Origin of the sequence: Caballeronia sp. LZ043, from assembly GCF_031451075.1 — a bacterium.
In the GTDB taxonomy this organism is placed as follows: domain Bacteria; phylum Pseudomonadota; class Gammaproteobacteria; order Burkholderiales; family Burkholderiaceae; genus Caballeronia.
In genome coordinates this window covers 1,395,936-1,414,203 of the sequence record NZ_JARUXT010000003.1, presented here as the reverse complement: position 1 = coordinate 1,414,203, position 18,268 = coordinate 1,395,936, and the positions used below count along the sequence as shown (strand labels likewise).

The following is an 18,268-nucleotide window of genomic DNA, read 5'->3' as shown; positions in this document are numbered from 1 at the left end:
CGTCGTCGCTCAATTAATCATGAAGTCAATCGGGAGGACATCGACATGAAACGCGCGAAGGCGGAAATCATCCGCGAATACGGGCCGTTTGCCGGCGTCGAAGGCGTGCACGGCGTCACCTGGGACGGCGAGAACGTCTGGTTCGCCGCCGGCGAGACGCTCAACGCGTTCGATCCGGCCAGCGGCGAGCCGCGCCGCTCGCTCGACATCGCGGCGCACGCCGGCACCGCATTCGACGGCAAGCACCTGTTCCAGATTGCCGAAGACCGCATCCAGAAGATTGACCCGAAGACCGGGCGCGTGCTGTCCACGATTCCCGCGCCGGGCAACGGCGGCGACTCGGGCCTCGCGTGGGCCGAAGGCACGCTGTGGGTCGGCGAATACAAGGCGCGCAAGATTCATCAAGTCGATCCGCAGGACGGCAAGGTGCTGCGGACCATCGAATCGAACCGTTTCGTCACCGGCGTCACGTGGGTCGGCGGGGAACTCTGGCATGCGACCTGGGAAGGCGACGAAAGCGAATTGCGCCGCATCGACCCGCAATCCGGCGAGGTGCTGGAGCGGCTCGACATGCCCGAGGGCGCGGCGGTATCGGGGCTCGAATCGGACGGCGGGGAGCGCTTTTTCTGCGGCGGCGGCCGGACGGGCAAGGTTCGTGCAATACGCAGGCCGAAGCGCGAGTAAGGCGGCGGCGGGCTGGTTCCTTGCCGGGTGGGGCAAAATGGCGGATACGGGGTCTCCGGCGCCAGGGAAACAGCGGCCGAACCCTCATGCTGTGGGGCGCTGTATCGCGCGCCCCACGCCCCGACCCACAAGGAACCGCCGTTTGACCTCGAACACCGTCGACCCCCGCCAGCTCGATTCATGGATTGGGGAATCCGCGCGCGCCATACGCGACTTCGACTGGAGCACGACGCCGCTCGGCCCCATCGACACATGGCCACAAGTGTTGCGTTCCGCCGTGCAGATCATGCTGCGCAATGCACTGCCGATGGCCGTGCTGTGGGGCGAGCAAGGCACGCTGCTCTACAACGACGCCTATGCGCAGTTTTCCGGCGGCCGCCATCCGGGCATTCTCGGCATGCCGATCGAACGCGCCTGGCCCGAGGCGGCGGCGTTCAATCGCAATGTGGTCGAAAGCGGGCTGCGCGGCGAAACGCTGTCCTACCTGGACATCGATTTCGTGCTGCCGCGCGCGGGCCGCGAAGCCCACGTCTGGCTGGACCTGCACTACAGCCCGGTCGCCTCCGACGAGGGCGTGCCGCTCGGCGTGCTGGCGGTGGTCGTCGAAACCACCGTGCGGGTTACGCTGGAGCGCACGCGCGCCGAGGCCGAAGCGGCATTCCGCGCGGCCGACGAACGCCTGCAGCTCGCGCTCAACTCGGGCGCCGTGCTCGGCACCTTCGTCTGGGAAATCCAGCACAACCGCGTCAAGGGCGACGAGCGCTTCGCGCGCACCTTCCTGTTCTCGCTGGAGCAGGTGACGGCCGGCCTGCCGATCGAACGGGCGTTCGAGATCATCCATCCCGACGACGTCGAGCGCATCACCTCGCTGATCGCGCGGACGGTGCGCGAGAACACGTCGTATCGGGCGGAGTACCGCATTCGCACGGCCGAATCCGGCTGGACGTGGATCATGGCGTCGGGCCGCTGCGAATACGACGAAACCGGCCGGCCGATGCGGTTTCCCGGCGTCATCATCGACATTCACGACCGCAAGGTGGCCGAGGAAAAGCTCAGGGAGCTGACGCATGACCTCGAGGACAAGATCGCGGAGGCGGTGGCGGCGCGCACGGCGGTCGAGGCGCAACTGCGCCAGAGCCTGAAGATGGAGGCGCTCGGCGCGATGACGGGCGGCGTCGCGCACGACTTCAACAACACGCTGCAGGCGATCAGCGGCAACCTGCAACTGCTGCAATATCTGCCGCCCGCCGACAAGCGCGTGCCCGAGCGCCTGCAGGCCGCGATGGACGCGGTGCAGCGCGGCGCGAAGCTCGCCTCGCAACTGCTGTCCTTCGCGCGGCGGCAGCCGCAGTCGCCGGTGGTCATCAATCCGCGCCGGCTCTTCGACGAACTGCGCGAATTGCTCCAGCACGCGGTGGGCGCGTCCGTGACGATCGGCACGATGATCGTCGACGAACCGTGGAATTTCTGCGTCGACCGCAACCAGCTGGAGAACGCGCTGCTGAACCTGGCGATCAACGCCCGCGACGCCATGCGCGGCGACGGCAAGTTCATGCTCGCGAGTTCGAACGAAGTGCTCGACGCGGCGGCCTGCGAAGGCAAGGAACTGCGGCCGGGCGAGTACGTGAGGCTGTCCGCATCGGACACCGGAACCGGCATGCCGCCCGAGGTGCTCGAACGGGCCTTCGAACCCTTCTTCACGACCAAGCCGGAAGGACATGGCACGGGACTGGGATTGTCGATGGTATTCGGCTTCGTCAAGCAGTCCGGCGGACATATCGCGGTGTCGAGCACGGTGGATGTAGGCACCACCGTGGATATCTTCTTTCCGCGCAGCCATGACGACGAAACCGCGATGCCGCGCGCCGATGCGCTGATGACGCAGACCAGCGGCGCGACGGTGCTCGTCGTGGACGACGATGCTTCGGTGTTGTCCTCGACAGTCGCGATCCTGGAGGTGATGCGCTATACCGTGCTGCGCGCGGCCAACGGCGACGCTGCGATGAGCGTGCTCGAAAGCGGCGTGCATGTGGACCTGATCCTCACCGACGTCGTGATGCCGGGCAAGGTGAGCTGCGCGGACCTGGCCGAATGGGCGTTTTCACAAACGCGTCCGGTGCCGGTGATCTACGCGTCGGGCTATACCCGCGACATGATTTCGCGCGACAGCGTGCTCAGGCCGAACGTGACGCTGCTGAACAAGCCATATCGGGCTGAAACGCTCGCGCGCGAGATCGCGGCGGCCTTGAATGGCTGAGCATGCCGTAACACTTGCCGCGGCGGCGGGCATCGTTTAGTTCCGCGGCACTAAAGACCCCAGATGCTGCGCCGATAAACAACGATCGTACAATTAGCAGAACAGGGTCAAAGCGGTGCAGAGAGAACCGACCGACTTTCTCGGAACCATTGGCGAGAACGTTGCCAGCAAGTTGCCGTACCTCGAATACGCGCGCCGCTTCGATGGCCTCGGCCTGGCTCCGCTCGGCGTACTGATTGCCGCCTGCGGCACGTTTTTCGTGCCGATGCCATGGAATATCGCGCTGGCGGCGCTGGTACTGGCGCTCACGCTGGTCGTGCATCGCATGCAGGCCGCGCACCGGAAAATCTTCGTCGCGCGTCAGGTGGCGCACGCGCTGCTCGCCATCGCTGAGGATTGCCTCAAGCTGCTGAGTCTCGACGGCCGCATCATGTGCATTTCGGACGTGGGCCGCAATCTGATCGAGGCGGAATGCGCGGATGCGCTGATCGACATAGACTGGCTCGCGCTCTGGGAAGGTCCCGACGCGCGGCAGGCCTTCGAACGCGCCAAGGCGGGTGAATCGACCTCGTTCTCCGGCGCGTGCCGCACCATGACCGGCACGCTGAAATGGTGGACCTCGACCTTCGCGCCCGTGTACGGCGAGCATGGCCGCGTGACGGCCGTGCTGTGCAAGTCGCGCGACATCACGGCCGAAAGGAATCTCATCGATGAACTGCGCGGCAACGCGCGCGTGCAGAAGGACATGGAAGATCACGTCGATGCTGTGTTCTGGACCGCCACGCACGACTTCCGCGAACTGCTGCACGTGAGTTCTGCGTTCGAGCGCATGTGGGAAATGCCGATGTCCGCGCTCGAAGCCGACCAGACCGCGTGGTCGCAGCGCGTGCATCCTGACGATATCGGCGCGCTGCGCGTCGAAATGCGCAGCGCGGTGCAGACCGGCTCCGCGAAGCAAAGTTATTTCAGGTTGTGCCTGCCGCATGAGCGGACCCGCTGGGTGCGCGCGGATATCTATCCGGTGACCGGGGATGGCGCGGTGTCGCGTGTGGTGAGCGTGTGCGTGGACGCCACCGACGAACGCGAGCGGCTTCAGGAACTGCACCGGCTCGCCAATACGGACAGCCTCACGGGCCTCGCGAACCGCAATGCGATGATGGAAACGCTCGTGGGCCGCTGTGAAGCGGGCACGGCGTTCGCCTATCTGTTCGTGGATGTCGACCGCTTCAAGTCGATCAACGATACGGCCGGCCATATTGCCGGCGATGCCGTATTGCGCACCATCGCGCGGCGCATCCAGGAGGCGCTGCCGGGCGGCGCGGTGGCGGCGCGTCCGGGCGGCGACGAGTTCACGGTGATCCTGCCCGGTCCGTTCGATCAGGAAAGTATCGAGCGCGCATGCCGCAAATTGGCTGCGGCTTGTCACCGGCCGATCAAGGTCGACTGCAAGAGCGTGACGATGACCTGCTCGATCGGCGTCGCGCTGTATCCGGAACACGGGCGCACGCCTGAAGCACTGTTCATCAGCGCCGACATGGCGATGTACGCCGCCAAGCGCGCCGGCCGCAACACCTTCCGCGTGTTCGGCGAGCGCGAGAAGGACGACCTCGCGCGCGCGCATCTGGAATCCGAACTGCATGGCGCAATTCGCGACAACCAGTTCGTGCTGCATTACCAGCCGCAATATCGCGTCAAGTCAGGCGCGCTCGTGGGCGTCGAGGCCCTGTTGCGCTGGAATCATCCGTCGCTCGGCATGCTCCCGCCCGGCGCGTTCGTGCCGGTGCTGGAGGAAAGCGCGTTGATCGTCGAGGCGGGGCACTGGGTGATCCGCGAAGCCGTGCAGTCGGCGGCGCGGCTCTCCGGCGCGCTGCCGGCGGTGTGTTCCGTGGCGCTCAACGTGTCGCCGAAGCAGTTCCGCGATCCGCGTCTCGTGCATGTGCTGCGGCAAGCGATCAGACGCGCGGGCATCGACTCGAGCCGCATCATGCTGGAGATCACCGAGTCCGCGCTGATCGACAATGTGGACGATGCGCAGGAGGTGCTGTCGAAGGTGCGTGACATGGGCGTGCGCATTGCCATCGACGATTTCGGTACGGGGTATTCGAGCCTGAGCTATCTGGCGCGCTTCCGTCCGGACGTACTGAAGCTCGACAAGTCCTTCGTCGACAACATCGCCACCGACGAGATGGTGCGCACGGTGGTGGAAGGCGTGATCGGCCTCGCGCACAAGCTCGGCGTGACGGTGGTGGCGGAGGGCGTCGAGACGCAGGATCAGCTCGACACGTTGCGCGCCGTTCATTGCGACAAGGTGCAGGGCTACCTGCTCAGCCGGCCGATTCCGCTGGCGGTGCTGATGGAGCGGGCGGGGTCGGTGGGGACGGCGGTGGCGCATTGAAACGCCCGGACAGGAAACGCGTGGCCCCACGGCGGGTGGCAGTATCATCGTCGGGCGGCAGAACCGCTGATCCTTTGCCGGAGGGTGCGATGAAGACATCGGCGTCATGGCGGTTGATCGTGCTCGGTTTCTTCGCGGGTCCGTGCGCCGTCGCGCAGGATGCTCCACCATGCAGCAGCGCGGGCGTGCCTGTTGTCGTGCGTGACTTCACGGCCGTGAGCCAGGGCGGCGAGTCGCGCCTTCCCGGCTCCCGCCTGCGCTCGATGCGCAACACGATGAAAGTCGACCAAAATGCGTCCGCACTTGCTGAGGACATCGTGAAGACGCTCCAGGCGCGAGGTGTCAATGCGTGCCGGGCGCAGTCGCAGGGCCCGCTGCCCGCATCGGGCTGGCTCGTGACCGGCGAATTCGATGAATCCATCCCGGCCGGTCCGGGCGCCGCGCTGCCCTCGATGAATTCCTCCGACACGCCGCCCAACACGCACGTCACCGTGCAACTCGCGAGTCTGTCGGCGCCGGCCGGCCAGGCGTCGGCGCGCATCGACACCAGCGACGAACTCAAGGGGCAGAAATCGGCGGCGGCGCCCAAGCCTTACGGCGCGGCCGCGCGCTTCGTCATCAACAAGGTGGAAGGGGCGTCGTCACTCCACGATCTGGCGGGAAAGATCGCCGACGGGATCGTCACGGAGCAAAAGAGACTGGGCAGCGAGCCCTGACCTGCCGAATCACACCGCAAGCCCCGGAGTGCCCCCGCGCGCCTCACCCGCGACCATGGGCCATCTTCTCGCTCCGGAGCCCGTCGATGCCGTTCCCCGCTGCCTTCCAGCAACTTGCCTGGTCGAACCTTCTTGCGCAGTCCGCCGAGCAGATCGGCCTGGCGGCCACGCCGCTCGTCGCGGTGTTCGCGCTCGGCGCCTCGGCAGCCGACACCGGCCTGCTGCAAAGCGCCCAGACGCTGCCTTTCCTGCTGCTGTCGATCCCGCTCGGCGTTATCGCCGACCACCGCTCGCGTCGCACGCTCATGACCTGCGCCGAATGCGCCCGCGCGCTCGCCATGCTGTCCGTCCTGCTGCTCGTGCATGCGCACGCGCTGACGCTGCCCTTGCTCGCGTTGCTCGGATTTCTCGGCGCGACCGGCACTGTCGCCTACAACGTCGCCGCGCCCGCCCTCGTGCCCGCGCTGGTCGAACGCGCCGCGCTGGCCGCCGCGAACGGACGCATCGAACTCGCGCGCAGCGTCGCCTGTTCGGCGGGGCCGGCGCTCGGCGGACTGCTCGTCGGATGGACCGGCGCGGGCTGGGCCTACGGCTGCGCGGCCGGCCTTTCGGCCTGCGCGGCGCTACTGCTCGCACGCTTGCGCGAACCGCCGCGCCAGCACGCCGCCAAACGGCATTTCTTAGCCGAACTGCGCGAAGGCGCGAGCTTCGTTGCGCACGACGCGCTGCTGCGTCCGATGCTCGCCACCGCCGTGTTCTTCAATCTCGGCTTCTTCATCGTGCAGGCGGTGTATGTGCCATACGCGGCGCAGCATCTGCGTTTCGATGCATCGGCGATCGGCATGACGCTTGCCGCTTATGGCATCGGCATGGTGTGCGGCGCGCTGGCGGCGTCGGCGGTGGCACGCCGCATCACCTTCGGCCGGATGCTGATGGTCGGGCCGCTGTGCGGGCTGGCCGCTTCGCTGATGCTGGTCGCGACGCTCGCCGCGCCGTCGTTCTGGCTGGCGGCCGCGAGCTTCTTCCTGCTGGGCGCGGGCCCGATCCTGTGGACCGTCGGCTCCACGACACTGCGCCAGGCCATCACGCCCGCCTCGATGCTGAGCCGCGTCTCCGCGCTCAACAGCACGGCGACCTACGGCGCCCGTCCGCTCGGCGCGCTGCTGGGCGCGGCGATCAGCGCGCGCCTCGGCACCGGGCCGTGTCTTGCGGCGGCGGCCGTGTGCTTCGTCGTGCAGGCGGGGATCATTGCGGCGTCGCGGGTGGCGCGGCTGGATGACGTGCCGGAAGGCGCGCGGGGCGCGTGAATCACGCGTCACCGCTTCGTCTTACGGCGCGGCTTCTTGCCGAACATCGGCATCCGTTCGAGGATCGATTCGAGCAACGCCTGCGGTCCCGCCGCGAGCGGCCGGCCGGTCTTCACCAGCACGCGCGCCTGCGCGCTTTCAAACAGCGGATGCGCGACCGGAACGAGGGTCAGCTCGCCGCTCGCCAGCTCGCGATACGCGGCAAACTCGCCGATCAGCGTCATGAACTGCTCCGCCGCGACGAGCCGCTTCAGCGCGCTTAGCGAATTGGTCGTGAGGGCGGGTCGAATGGACAGACCGTCCGTCGTTTCGAGCATCTTCACCACATGTCCGATGCCGAAGCTCGGCGGCATCAGCGCGAGCGGGTAATCGAGCAGATCGTGAATCCGTGCCGCGCCTCCGCGCCGCGCCAGCGGATGATCGCGCCGCATCAGCAGCACGACGGGCTGCGCGCAGCTTGCCCGAATCTCGATCCGCTCATGCGGCGGCGGGTTGTACGCGAGCCCGATATGCGCCCGGCTCTGCGCGACTTCGTCGAGCAGGTCGTCGACGGCGAGCATCTGCACGTCGATCTCGAGCCGCGGATAGCGCGCGCAGAACGGCGCGAGCACGTCATCAACGAGCGTATCGACATAGCCTTCGCTCACCGACAGCCGGATCTGTCCTTGCTGCAAGCCCTTGAGCGCGTGCAGCTGGTCTTCGAGCCGCTCCTGCTGCGAGCGATAACCCCGCCAGAACTCCAATAGATGAAACGCGGCCTCGGTGGGCCGCACGCCGCGCGCCTCGCGTTCAAACAGCGTGGTATCGAGTTCGTCTTCGAGCAACTTGATCTGCCGTGCGATCACCGACGGCGACGTGTTCAGATGGTCCGCCGCCCCGCGCATCGTGCCGTGCGACAGCACTTCATGGAAGTAACGCAGGCGTTGCTGATTGATTTCACGCATCTCGACGGCTCCGGAACATGAGAAGACAGTGTTGCTCACAGAGCAACGATACGTGAACTTGGTTGCTCTTGCTGGCACAGTCGAACGCGCTCACCATGGTTTCACCCGGAGAGGGGAAGACCACAAGGAGACGCGCATGTCGACGATTCAACCCCAGCCGGGCGGCGCTGCCGTCCAGGCGCTCTACAGCAGGATCAACCGGCGGCTGTTGCCGCTGCTCATCGCGTGCTACCTGTTCGCGTATCTGGACCGCGTGAACGTCGGTTTCGCGAAGCTCCAGATGCAAAGCGATCTCGGCTTCTCCGACGCCGCATACGGCGTCGGCGCGGGCATCTTCTTCATCGGCTACGTGCTCTTCGAGATTCCCAGCAACCTGATGCTGCCGAAGATCGGCGCGCGCCTCACCTTCAGCCGCATCCTCGTGTTGTGGGGCATCACGTCGGCGTGCATGCTGTTCGTGCGCAACGTGCCCGCGTTCTACGCGATGCGCTTCCTGCTCGGCGTCTTCGAAGCGGGCTTCGCGCCCGGCATGATCTATTACCTCTCGTGCTGGTACGGACCGAAGCGCATGGCGCGCGCCATCGCGCTCGTGTTCGTCGCGGGGCCGCTGGGCGGAGTGGTCGGCGGGCCGTTGTCGGCGTGGCTGATGACCTCGCTCGCGGGCGTCGGCGGACTGACGGGCTGGCAGTGGATGTTCCTCGTCGAAGGCCTGCCGTGCATCGCACTCGGCGCGCTGGTGTGGTTCACGCTCGCCAACGGTCCCGCCGAAGCACGCTGGCTCTCGCGCGACGAACAGCGTCTCGTCGAGGCCGAGGCCGGCGCGCATGGCGGCGGGTCGCACCGGATCGCATCGTTTCGCGAGATCGCCCGGAACCCGCGCATTCTCGTGCTGGCGCTCGCCTACTTCTGCATCATCTTTCCGATCTACGCCATCAGCTTCTGGCTGCCCACGCTGCTGAAGGAGCAGGGCGCGCACGATACCTTGAAGCTCGGCTGGTATGTCGCGATTCCCTACGTCGCCGCAGCCGTGGCCATGTACGGCGCGGGCCGCCGGTCGGACGCGCTCGGCGAGCGCCGCTATCACAGCGCGCTGCCGGCGCTCGCCGCGGCCGCATTGCTGGTGATGACGCCGTATGCCTCCGGCGGCCTCGCCGCGACGCTGGTCCTGCTCACGCTCGCCACCGCCTGCATGTGGATGGCGTACACGGTGTTCTGGGCGATTCCTTCCGAAGTCCTCTCCGGCCCCGCAGCGGCAGGCGGAATCGCGCTGATCAACACCATTGGTCTGTCGGGCGGGTTCTGGGGACCAGCGGTGTTCGGCTGGGTCAAGTCCGCGACCGGCAACACGAACGGCGGCCTGTACGCGATGGCCGGCATGGCCGCGCTCGCCTGCGTGCTGATCCTGGCGAACCGCTGCACCGTGGCCGTCGCGAAGACGCGCGCGGCCTGACATCTTTTCATCGAAGACAAAGGATGACCATCATGAAGATCCTGATCGCGGGATTCCAGCACGAAACCAACACCTTTGCGCCGACCCGGGCCAGCTACCCGAGCTTCATCCAGGGCGAAGGCTTTCCGCCGATGGCCCACGGCGCCGACGTGCTGAAGCTGCGCGACGTGAACGTGCCGGTCGGCGGCTTCATCCAGTGGGCCGAAGCGCAAGGGCACGAACTGCTGCCGGTGATCTGGGCCGGGGCGAGTGCATCGGCGCATGTGACGGAAGACGCGTACGAGCGCATTGCGGGCGCGATCGTCGAACGCGTGCGCGCCGGCGGTTTCGATGCGATCTATCTCGACCTGCACGGCGCCATGGTCGCCGAGCATCTCGACGACGGCGAAGGCGAGCTGCTGGCGCGCGTGCGGCAGATTGTCGGCGACGACATGCCGCTCGTCGTCTCCCTCGATCTGCATGCGAACGTCACGGCGCGCATGATCGAACTCGCCGATGCGCTGGTCGCGTATCGCACCTATCCGCACGTCGACATGGCGGAAACCGGCCTGCGCGCGGGACATCTGCTCGCACAGCGCATCGCGCATGACAAACCGCTGGCGCGCGCCGTGCGCCGCGTGCCGTTCCTGATTCCGGTGAACGGCATGTGTACGCTCGTCGAACCGGCGCGCGGCATGTATGACGCGCTGGAGAGGCTGGAGAAGGAGGCCGTGTCGCTGTCGTTCGCGCCGGGGTTTCCGGCGTCGGACTTCGAGGAATGCGGGCCGGTGATCTGGGGTTATGCGGTCGAACAGGAAGCAGCGGATCGCGTGGTGCACGCGCTGTACACGCAACTCGTCGACGATGAAGCGCGCTGGGACGTGCCGTTCCTGTCGCCCGACGAAGCGGCGCGCGAGGCCATCGCGACAAGCGGCAATGCAAAAGGTCCAGTGATCATCGCGGACACGCAGGACAACCCGGGCGTCGGCGGCGACTCGAACACCATGGGCATGGTCCGCGCGCTGCTGCGGCACGGCGCGCGCGAGGCGGCTGTGGGCGTCATCTGGGACGAGCCTGCGGCACGCGCGGCGCATCGGGCGGGTGTCGGCGCGCGCATCCGGCTGGCGCTGGGCGGCGGTTCGAACGTGCCGGGCGATTCGCCGCTCGAAGGCGAGTTCGAAGTCGAACATCTTTCCGATGGCCGCTTCCGCTTCGACGGCCCGATGCTCAACGGCATGAGCGGCGAACTCGGTCCCACGGCGTGCCTGCGTATCGAAGGCGTGCGCATTGCGGTCAGCAGCATCAAGATGCAGGTCTTCGACCGTAATCTCTTTCGCGTCGCGGGTATCGAACCCGCGCGCGTGAAGATTCTGGTCAACAAGAGCTCAGTGCATTTTCGCGCGGACTTCGAACCGATCGCGTCGCGCATACTGGTCGCGAAAGCACCGGGCCCGATGGCCGCCGACCCCGCCGATCTGCCCTGGCGCAATCTTGCCGCCCACATGCGCGTGCGGCCGATGGGCCCGACGCTCGCCGGGTTGCGTGCGTCGGCTGCGTGACGGCTTCGTTCTAAAACAGTGGAACAGGAGAACCGCATCATGACGGACATCATCGACACGTCGCGCCGCCGCCTGCTGGGCGCCACGCTGGCGAGCGCCAGTATCGGCCTGCTGCAAGCGGGCTTCGGCAACCTGGCGCAGGCCCAGACCCGCCCCGTGACGCAGGCCGGCTTCGGCGCGCTGCGCCAGATCAACGCGGGCACGCTCAACGTCGGCTACGCGGAGGCAGGCCCCGCCAATGGCCCCGTCGTCATCCTGCTGCACGGCTGGCCATACGACATTCACAGCTTCGTCGAAGTGACGCCGTTGCTTGTGGCGCAGGGTTATCGCGTGATCGTGCCGTATCTGCGCGGCTACGGCACGACGCGCTTCCTCTCCGCCGATACCCCGCGCAACGGACAACAGGCGGTGGTCGCGGTGGACATCATCGCGCTCATGGATGCGCTCAAGATCAGGCAAGCCGTGTTAGGCGCCTTCGACTGGGGCGCGCGCACGGCGAACATCATCGCGGCGGTATGGCCCGAGCGCGTGAAGGCGATGGTGTCGGTGAGCGGCTATCTGATCGGCAGCCAGCAGGGCAATCGCGCGCCGCTGCCGCCGAAGGCCGAGTTCGCGTGGTGGTATCAGTTCTACTTCGCGACGGAGCGCGGCCAGGCCGGCTACGAGGCGAACCGTCATGACTTCAACAAGCTCATCTGGCAACTGGCATCGCCGCAATGGCGCTTCGATGACGCCACCTACGAGCGTTCAGCGCAGTCATTCGCGAATCCGGATCATGTGGCGGTGGTGATTCACAACTACCGCTGGCGTCTCGGGCTCGTGCAGGGCGAACCGCAGTACGACGCACTCGAACAGCGCCTGGCCGCCGCGCCGACCATCAACGTGCCGACGATCACCATGGAAGGCGATGCCAACGGCGCGCCACATCCGGATCCGTCGGCCTATGCGAAGAAATTCACGGGCCCGTATCAGCACCGGAACGTGACGGGCGGCATCGGGCATAACCTGCCGCAGGAAGCGCCGCGCGATTTCGCGGATGCGATCGTCGCCGCCGACCGCATGAAGGCTTGATCCCATCAATGCAAACCGCTAGCCGAGATGCGACTTCTTCGTCTTCCGGCTGGCGGCCTCTTTAGATGTCAGCTCGTGCATGATGCCGCAGTCATCCACCAGCTGTTCGCCCTGACACTTCTCGCGCAATGCGAGCAGCCGCGTTTGCAAACCGATCAGTTCATCGATGCGTTCAGCCACATGATGAATGTGCTCATCGACAAGTGAATTGATTGGCTGACAACTATCTGCCGTTTCATCGATGGCACGCAGCAGCGCACGCACTTCATCGTGCGTCATGTCCAGTTCGCGGCAGTTGCGGATGAGGCGCAGGCGTTCGACGTGGCTGGCGTTGTACGTGCGGTAATTCGCTTCAGTGCGTTCCGCGTGCTGAAGCAAACCTTCTCTTTCATAAAAACGAATCGTGTCCGGTGTGCATTTCGCGATGCGCGCCAATTCGCCTATCTTCATGTGCTGATCCTTCTTGACTCTTGAGCGGCTCCAAGGTTTCTACTTGGCGCTTGATCGAGTAAGGACGTCAGTATGTTACGGCCAGAAGATATCGGCAACACGCGCCTCGGTTCTCGCAGCGCGATGCAGGACGCCCGGCCGGCCGAAGCAGGCGTGTCCGGCATCCGGAGCCGCGGCGCGGCACGCACGCAGATCCACATCGAACAGATGGAGTGCGTCGCCGAAGAAGCGCTGATCCGCAGGAAGCTCGGCGGCATGCGCGATGTCACGTCGATGAAGTTCGACCTGCTGCGCCGCATGCTGATCATCGAACACGAAGTCGAAGCACTCGGGCCGATTCTTGCCGGCCTGCGCTCGCTCGGATTCGATCCGCGGCTCGTGCCGGAAACCGGCGCGACGGATCGCGTGTCCATCTGCCTGCTCGGCTGCGCGTGCGCCGTCGCGATGGCGTCGCAGGCCGCGAGCTGGTTCGATGCGCAGACCAGCACCATCGTCATGCTTGCGCTCAGTGCCGTGGCTGCCTCGGGCCTGGCGATGTATCGCGCGGGTCTGCTCGCGCTCTGTCGCGGCCACTTCACCATCGACGCGCTGGTGGGTATCGCCGTGACGGCTGCGCTGCTGATCGGCGAATGGCCGGAAGCGGCCATGATCTCGGTGTGCTTCGCCATCGCCGATTGGGTCGAGAAGAATTCGCTGCGGCGCGCGCGCAATGCCACCGCCGCGCTGCTGAAGTCGCTGCCGGCCAGGGCGGCCGTCCTGCAAGCCGATGGCGCCTGGAGCGAGTGCGCGGTGGACGGCATCGCAGCGGGCGAGATCGTGCGCGTCAAGGCGGGCGAATGCATTCCCTTCGACGGCGAGGTGGTCAGGGGCCGCTCCACCGTGAACCAGTCGCCGATCACGGGCGCGAGCCGGCCGGTCGCCAAGGGCAAGGGCGACGCCGTGTTCGCGGGCACGCTCAACGAGACCGGCACGCTCGACATGCTCGTGACCGGCGGCATCAACGATTCGACGCTCGCCCGCATCGTCCATGCGATCGAGGAAGCGCAGATGTTGCAGGCGCCGACGCAGCGTCTGCTCGAACGCGTCGTGCGCACGTGGCTGCCGGCTGTGCTGCTCGGCGCGCTCGGTCTGGCCTTGCTGCCGCCGCTGGCCCTGGACGGCGAATGGTTCGCCTCGGTTCATCGGGCGCTCGTGCTGCTGGTGATCGCGTGTCCCTGCGCGCTCGTGATTTCCACACCCGTGACGATCGTCAGCGGACTCGCCCGCGCCGCGCGCCACGGCATCGTGGTGAAGGGCGGCGCGTTCCTCGAGCGCGGCCGGCGTCTGCGCTGGCTCGCGCTTGACAAGTCGGGGACGCTCACGCACGGCACGCCGGTACAGACCGCCTTCGAACTGCTCGACGCGCGCTTCGAGCAGAGCATCGTGCGCGCGTTCGCGGCCAGCCTGGCGGGGCGTTCGCCGCATCCGGCATCGCGGGCCATCGCGCAGGCCGCGAGGAACGAACACATTCCGCGCTTCGCGGTGAGCCGCTTCGGTTCGGTGCGGGGACGCGGCGTGTTCGGGTTCATCGGCGGACGGCGGTACTGGCTCGGCAACCTGCGTCTGATGGCCGAGATCGGCCACGACGCAGACAACCTGCGGCGGCGCGTGGAGGCGCAGGAATGCGTGGCGCGCACCGTCGTGATCTTCGCCAGCGATGCCGGCGTGCTGGCGCTCTTCGCCGTGGCCGACACGCTCAGGCCGATGAGCCGCGACGCCGTGGCGCGGCTGCGCGCCGTGGGCGTGCGCACGGTGGTGCTGACAGGCGACAACCCGCATCTCGCGCGCGCGGTCGCGAAGCAGGCCGGCATCGATCGCGCCCAGGGCGGACTCCTGCCGGAAGACAAGCTGCGGATCATCGAGACGCTCGGGCGCAGTGCGCCGGTCGGCATGGTCGGCGACGGCCTCAAGGACGCGCCGGCGTTCGCGCGCGCGGACATCACGTTCGCCATGAACGCGATGGACACCGACGCCGCCTTTGATACCGCCGACGTCGCGCTCATGGACGACGACCTGTGCAAGCTTCCGGCGTTCATCCGCCTGTCGAAGGCGATGCACGCAACGCTGCTGCAGAACATTGCGATTGCGGTGGGAATCAAGGCGGTGTGCATCGGATTGACATTGGGAGGACATGGGTCGATGTGGCTGGCCGTCTTCGCCGATACAGGCACGTGCCTGATCGTCATCGCCAACGGGCTGCGGCTGTTGCGCACGCGTCTTCAATAAGAGCCGGAAACCAGGAGATTCATCCATGAAACACACGATCATCGGGCTGGCGCTGTTGCTGGGCGCGGCGTCCGCGCCGGTCCTTGCGCATGGCGATGGACCCGACGCGGGCAGGACCACGGCGCAGGCCATCGACCCGCTGGAACAGGCCTGGCGCGACGGCTTTCTGCCGCATCGCGACAGTGAATATCCGCCTACTGCGGCAAGCATTGCGCGCAACAAGCAGCGGCATGCGATCGAACATCCCCAGGATGCCGCGATTGCACCGGCGAAGACGGGCAACTGACAGGCATCGCGCGAAAGACACAGCCAGGTTGCGCGACTCAAATGACGAAAACATCATCTGACGATCATCCTCAGATTGGGTAGTCACCCTAACATTATGTGAAACGTCGAAATACAGGACTTCCACCGGTCACGCTTCCCCATGCTCAAGCGCACTGCTTCTTTTCTCATTCTCTCGATGGCCCTGTCGCGTGCCGGCGCCGAGCCGCTGCCGGCCGATGCGCCGCTGACGCTCGATGCGCTGCTGGCGTCTGCGGCCGTGGCGAATCCGTCGCTGCGTGCCGCGCGCGCGGGCGCCGATGCCACCGAAGGCGCATTCCTCCAGGCAGGCATGCGGCCCAATCCCGATGTGTCGTTTCTCCAGGAAGGCTTCGGTCCGTCCGAGCGCACCAGCACCGGCCTCGTGAGCCAGCGCATCGAACTGGGCGGCAAGCGCGGCGCGCGTCTCGACGTCGCGTCGTATGGCCGCGAGGCCGCGCTCGCCCGTCTCGACGCACGCAATGCGGCGCTTCGGGCTCAGGTCATCGACGCGTTCTACGGTCTGCTCGCGGCGCAACGTCAGTTGCAGGTGGCGACCGAATCGGCGGACATCGCGCGCCGCACGCTGGATTCCGCGGACAAGCGGGTGCGGGCCGGCAAGATCTCGCCGGTCGAGGCAGGCAAGGCGCGCGTGGCCGAAGCGGGTGCGCAGATCGAATTGCAGCGGGCACGCGCGCAAGCCGACGTGCAGGCCGACCGGCTCGCGACGATCACCGGCGCGTCCGCGGTGCGCGAGCGTGCCGTCGCGGGCGATATCGAGACCCTGCCGACGCCCGAACCGCTTGCCGAGATGGTCGCGCGAACCGACAGCGCGCCGCTGGTGCGCACCGCGAAGGCGCAGATGCTGCGCTCGGATGCGGCGATCCAGGTGGAACGCGCGCGGCGCGTGCCGGACATCACGGTGAGCGCGGGTATGAAGCACGTGGTCACGGGCGGCGTGCCGTTCAATCAGGCGGTGATCGGCGTGTCCATTCCGCTGCCGCTTTTCGATACCAACAAGGGCGCGCTGCTCGAAGCGGCGCATAACGCGGAGCAGGCGGAAGCCGAATTCGACAATGAGAAGGCGAGCTTGCGGCTGCAACTCTCGTCGGCGTACACGAATTTCCAGAATGCCGCCGCCGAAGCGCAACGGCTCAGGTCCGAAGTGCTGCCCGCCGCGCGCGACACGTTGACGGCGATGTCGCGCGGCTTCGACCTCGGCAAGTTCGCGTTCCTCGACGTGCTCGACGCGCAGCGCACGCTGTACCAGGAGCAGTCGCGCTATGTGCAGGCCCTGACGACCGCGCATCTGGCATACGCGGAACTCGGACGGCTCGAAGGCACGCCGCTGCCGTCGTCCCCGGACTTGTCGACATCCTCCGCATTGTCCGGCGCGTCGCCGGTTGCAGTTCTTCCCTGAAGGTCAGTTCATGTTGCGCAAACTTCTCTATGTAGCGTTGGTGGCCGGCGGGATCGGCGCGGGCTTCGTGCTCGACTCGCTGCTGTTTTCCCCTGGACACTCCTCCCTCCAGCCGGCGACGGCATCGGTCTCCGGCAATGCGTCCCGGCCCGGCTTCGACCAATATCGGCTGTTGGGTCTGGTCATCGAAGTCGGGTTGTCGGAACAGGCGGGCGATCCGCGCCTGATCGTCGCCGCCTTTTCGAACGGCAAGCCCGTCACGCAGGGCGTCAGCATCACGGGCTCGCTCGCGCGGCCGTTCACGCCGCCGCAGTCCCTGCGCTTCGTGCCGTCAGGCGCCGATCTGGTTTCGTCGCAATCGGTCGGCAGGCCGCACGTCTTCGACGCGACCTTGAAGGCTTCATGGAAAGGCAAGTCGGCGTCGTTCGTCTTTGCGCGCAAGGACGGCCTCGTCAAGCTGAGCCCGCAGCAGGTGAACGCTGCGCGCATCGGACTGGCGAGCGCGGGTCCGGGCGAAGTCGTGACGACCTTGCAACTGCCGGGCGAAATCCGCTTCAACCAGGATCGCACGGCGCACGTGGGGCCGCGGGTCGGCGGCGTGGTCGAACGGGTGCCGGTGTCGGTGGGGCAGCGGGTGACGAAGGGGCAGCTGCTCGCGGTGATCGCCAGCACCGATCTGGCCGACCGGCGCAGCGAACTGCTGACGGCGGAACGCAGGCTGACCGCCGCGCGGGTCGCCTATGAGCGCGAAAAGACCCTGTGGCTCGAACGCATTTCGGCGGAACAGGACTATCTGCAGGCGCAAGTGCAGTTGCGCGAGGCGGAGATTGCCGCACGCGGCGCGCGTCAGAAGCTCGAGGCGATCGGCGCGCCGCTCGGCGGCGAAGCGCTCAACCGCTATGAATTGCGGGCGCCGTTCGAGGGCACCATCGTCGAGCGGCATGTGACGCCGGGCGAGGCCATTGCCGCCAACACCAACGTGTTCACGCTCGCCGACCTTTCCACCGTATGGGCCGAGATGGCCGTCAATCCGCAACAGCTCGACGAGGTGCGGATCGGACGCACGGCAACGGTCAAGGCCGCCGCGTTCGATTCGAGTTCGACGGGACGCGTGTCCTATGTCGGCGAACTGCTCGGCGAAGAAACGCGCTCGGCGGTCGCGCGCGTGGTGCTGCCGAATCCGGATGGCGTCTGGCGTCCGGGCATGTTCGTGAACGTCGCGGTGGAAGCGCGCCGCGCGGGCGTCACGGTGGCCGTGTCGAAGGACGCGTTGCAGGACGTCGAGGGCGCCGCGTCGGTGTTCGTGCAGTCGGACCAGGGATTCGTCGCGCAGCCCGTGACGGTGGGCCGCCAGGACGAGCATACGGTCGAGGTCGTGAGCGGCCTTGTACCCGGCCAGCGCTACGCCGCCGCGAACAGTTTCGTGCTGAAGGCCGAGCTGGGCAAGGCCAGCGCCGAGGAGTGACGT

At 66.8% G+C, this 18,268-nt stretch carries 14 protein-coding genes; 12 read left to right on the top strand and 2 right to left on the bottom strand.

All coding sequences use genetic code 11. The annotated features are described in order from the left end of the window. The first annotated feature begins 45 nt into the window (after window positions 1–45). From QCE64_RS26510 to QCE64_RS26490, 5 genes are all read left to right on the top strand, one after another. Window positions 46–684 (top strand): PQQ-binding-like beta-propeller repeat protein, encoded by a 639-nt coding sequence (locus tag QCE64_RS26510; protein WP_309933916.1) that lies wholly within the window; start codon window positions 46–48, stop codon window positions 682–684. A gap of 142 nt (window positions 685–826) precedes the next feature. Next, window positions 827–2,941 (top strand): ATP-binding protein, encoded by a 2,115-nt coding sequence (locus tag QCE64_RS26505; RefSeq protein ID WP_309924921.1) that lies wholly within the window; start codon window positions 827–829, stop codon window positions 2,939–2,941. 115 nt (window positions 2,942–3,056) lie between these two features. Next, window positions 3,057–5,336: an EAL domain-containing protein gene (locus QCE64_RS26500; RefSeq protein ID WP_310007085.1), complete on the top strand. Its 2,280-nt coding sequence runs from the start codon at window positions 3,057–3,059 to the stop codon at window positions 5,334–5,336. An 89-nt stretch (window positions 5,337–5,425) separates the two neighbouring features. After that, window positions 5,426–6,052: a hypothetical protein gene (locus QCE64_RS26495; protein WP_310007083.1), complete on the top strand. Its 627-nt coding sequence runs from the start codon at window positions 5,426–5,428 to the stop codon at window positions 6,050–6,052. 86 nt (window positions 6,053–6,138) lie between these two features. Next, on the top strand, window positions 6,139–7,359 hold the full coding sequence (locus QCE64_RS26490; protein WP_310007081.1) for an MFS transporter: 1,221 nt from the start codon (window positions 6,139–6,141) through the stop codon (window positions 7,357–7,359). 8 nt (window positions 7,360–7,367) lie between these two features. Here QCE64_RS26490 and QCE64_RS26485 read toward each other — a convergent pair whose 3' ends face one another. Further along, window positions 7,368–8,303 (bottom strand): LysR family transcriptional regulator, encoded by a 936-nt coding sequence (locus tag QCE64_RS26485; RefSeq protein ID WP_310007078.1) that lies wholly within the window; start codon window positions 8,301–8,303, stop codon window positions 7,368–7,370. 136 nt (window positions 8,304–8,439) lie between these two features. Here QCE64_RS26485 and QCE64_RS26480 point away from each other — a divergent pair, with 136 nt between their 5' ends. From QCE64_RS26480 to QCE64_RS26470, 3 genes are read left to right on the top strand one after another with little or no spacing between them, the layout of a single operon-like run. Then, entirely contained in the window at window positions 8,440–9,753 is a 1,314-nt protein-coding gene (locus QCE64_RS26480; protein WP_309933910.1) for an MFS transporter, read from the top strand. A gap of 32 nt (window positions 9,754–9,785) precedes the next feature. Then, window positions 9,786–11,291 carry a M81 family metallopeptidase gene (locus QCE64_RS26475; RefSeq protein ID WP_310007076.1) on the top strand — a complete coding sequence of 502 codons (1,506 nt, stop codon included), beginning with the start codon at window positions 9,786–9,788 and terminating at the stop codon, window positions 11,289–11,291. Window positions 11,292–11,330: 39 nt separating this feature from the next. Further along, entirely contained in the window at window positions 11,331–12,362 is a 1,032-nt protein-coding gene (locus QCE64_RS26470; protein ID WP_309924906.1) for an alpha/beta hydrolase, read from the top strand. Window positions 12,363–12,380: 18 nt separating this feature from the next. On the opposite strand, the gene cadR is transcribed toward QCE64_RS26470, so the two are convergent. Next, a complete protein-coding gene (gene cadR, locus QCE64_RS26465) occupies window positions 12,381–12,812 on the bottom strand; it encodes a Cd(II)/Pb(II)-responsive transcriptional regulator (RefSeq protein ID WP_309817566.1) in 432 nt (143 codons plus the stop codon). 72 nt (window positions 12,813–12,884) lie between these two features. Here cadR and QCE64_RS26460 point away from each other — a divergent pair, with 72 nt between their 5' ends. From QCE64_RS26460 to QCE64_RS26445, 4 genes are all read left to right on the top strand, one after another. Then, the gene (locus tag QCE64_RS26460; RefSeq protein WP_310007074.1) at window positions 12,885–15,077 is read left to right on the top strand and encodes a heavy metal translocating P-type ATPase; all 2,193 of its coding nucleotides are present in this window, start codon (window positions 12,885–12,887) and stop codon (window positions 15,075–15,077) included. A 25-nt stretch (window positions 15,078–15,102) separates the two neighbouring features. Beyond that, a complete protein-coding gene (locus QCE64_RS26455; protein WP_309817561.1) occupies window positions 15,103–15,363 on the top strand; it encodes a DUF4148 domain-containing protein in 261 nt (86 codons plus the stop codon). Between the two features lie 177 nt (window positions 15,364–15,540). Beyond that, the gene (locus QCE64_RS26450; RefSeq protein ID WP_309925315.1) at window positions 15,541–16,800 is read left to right on the top strand and encodes a TolC family protein; all 1,260 of its coding nucleotides are present in this window, start codon (window positions 15,541–15,543) and stop codon (window positions 16,798–16,800) included. 10 nt (window positions 16,801–16,810) lie between these two features. After that, the gene (locus QCE64_RS26445; RefSeq protein ID WP_310007072.1) at window positions 16,811–18,265 is read left to right on the top strand and encodes an efflux RND transporter periplasmic adaptor subunit; all 1,455 of its coding nucleotides are present in this window, start codon (window positions 16,811–16,813) and stop codon (window positions 18,263–18,265) included. Window positions 18,266–18,268 lie beyond the last annotated feature (3 nt).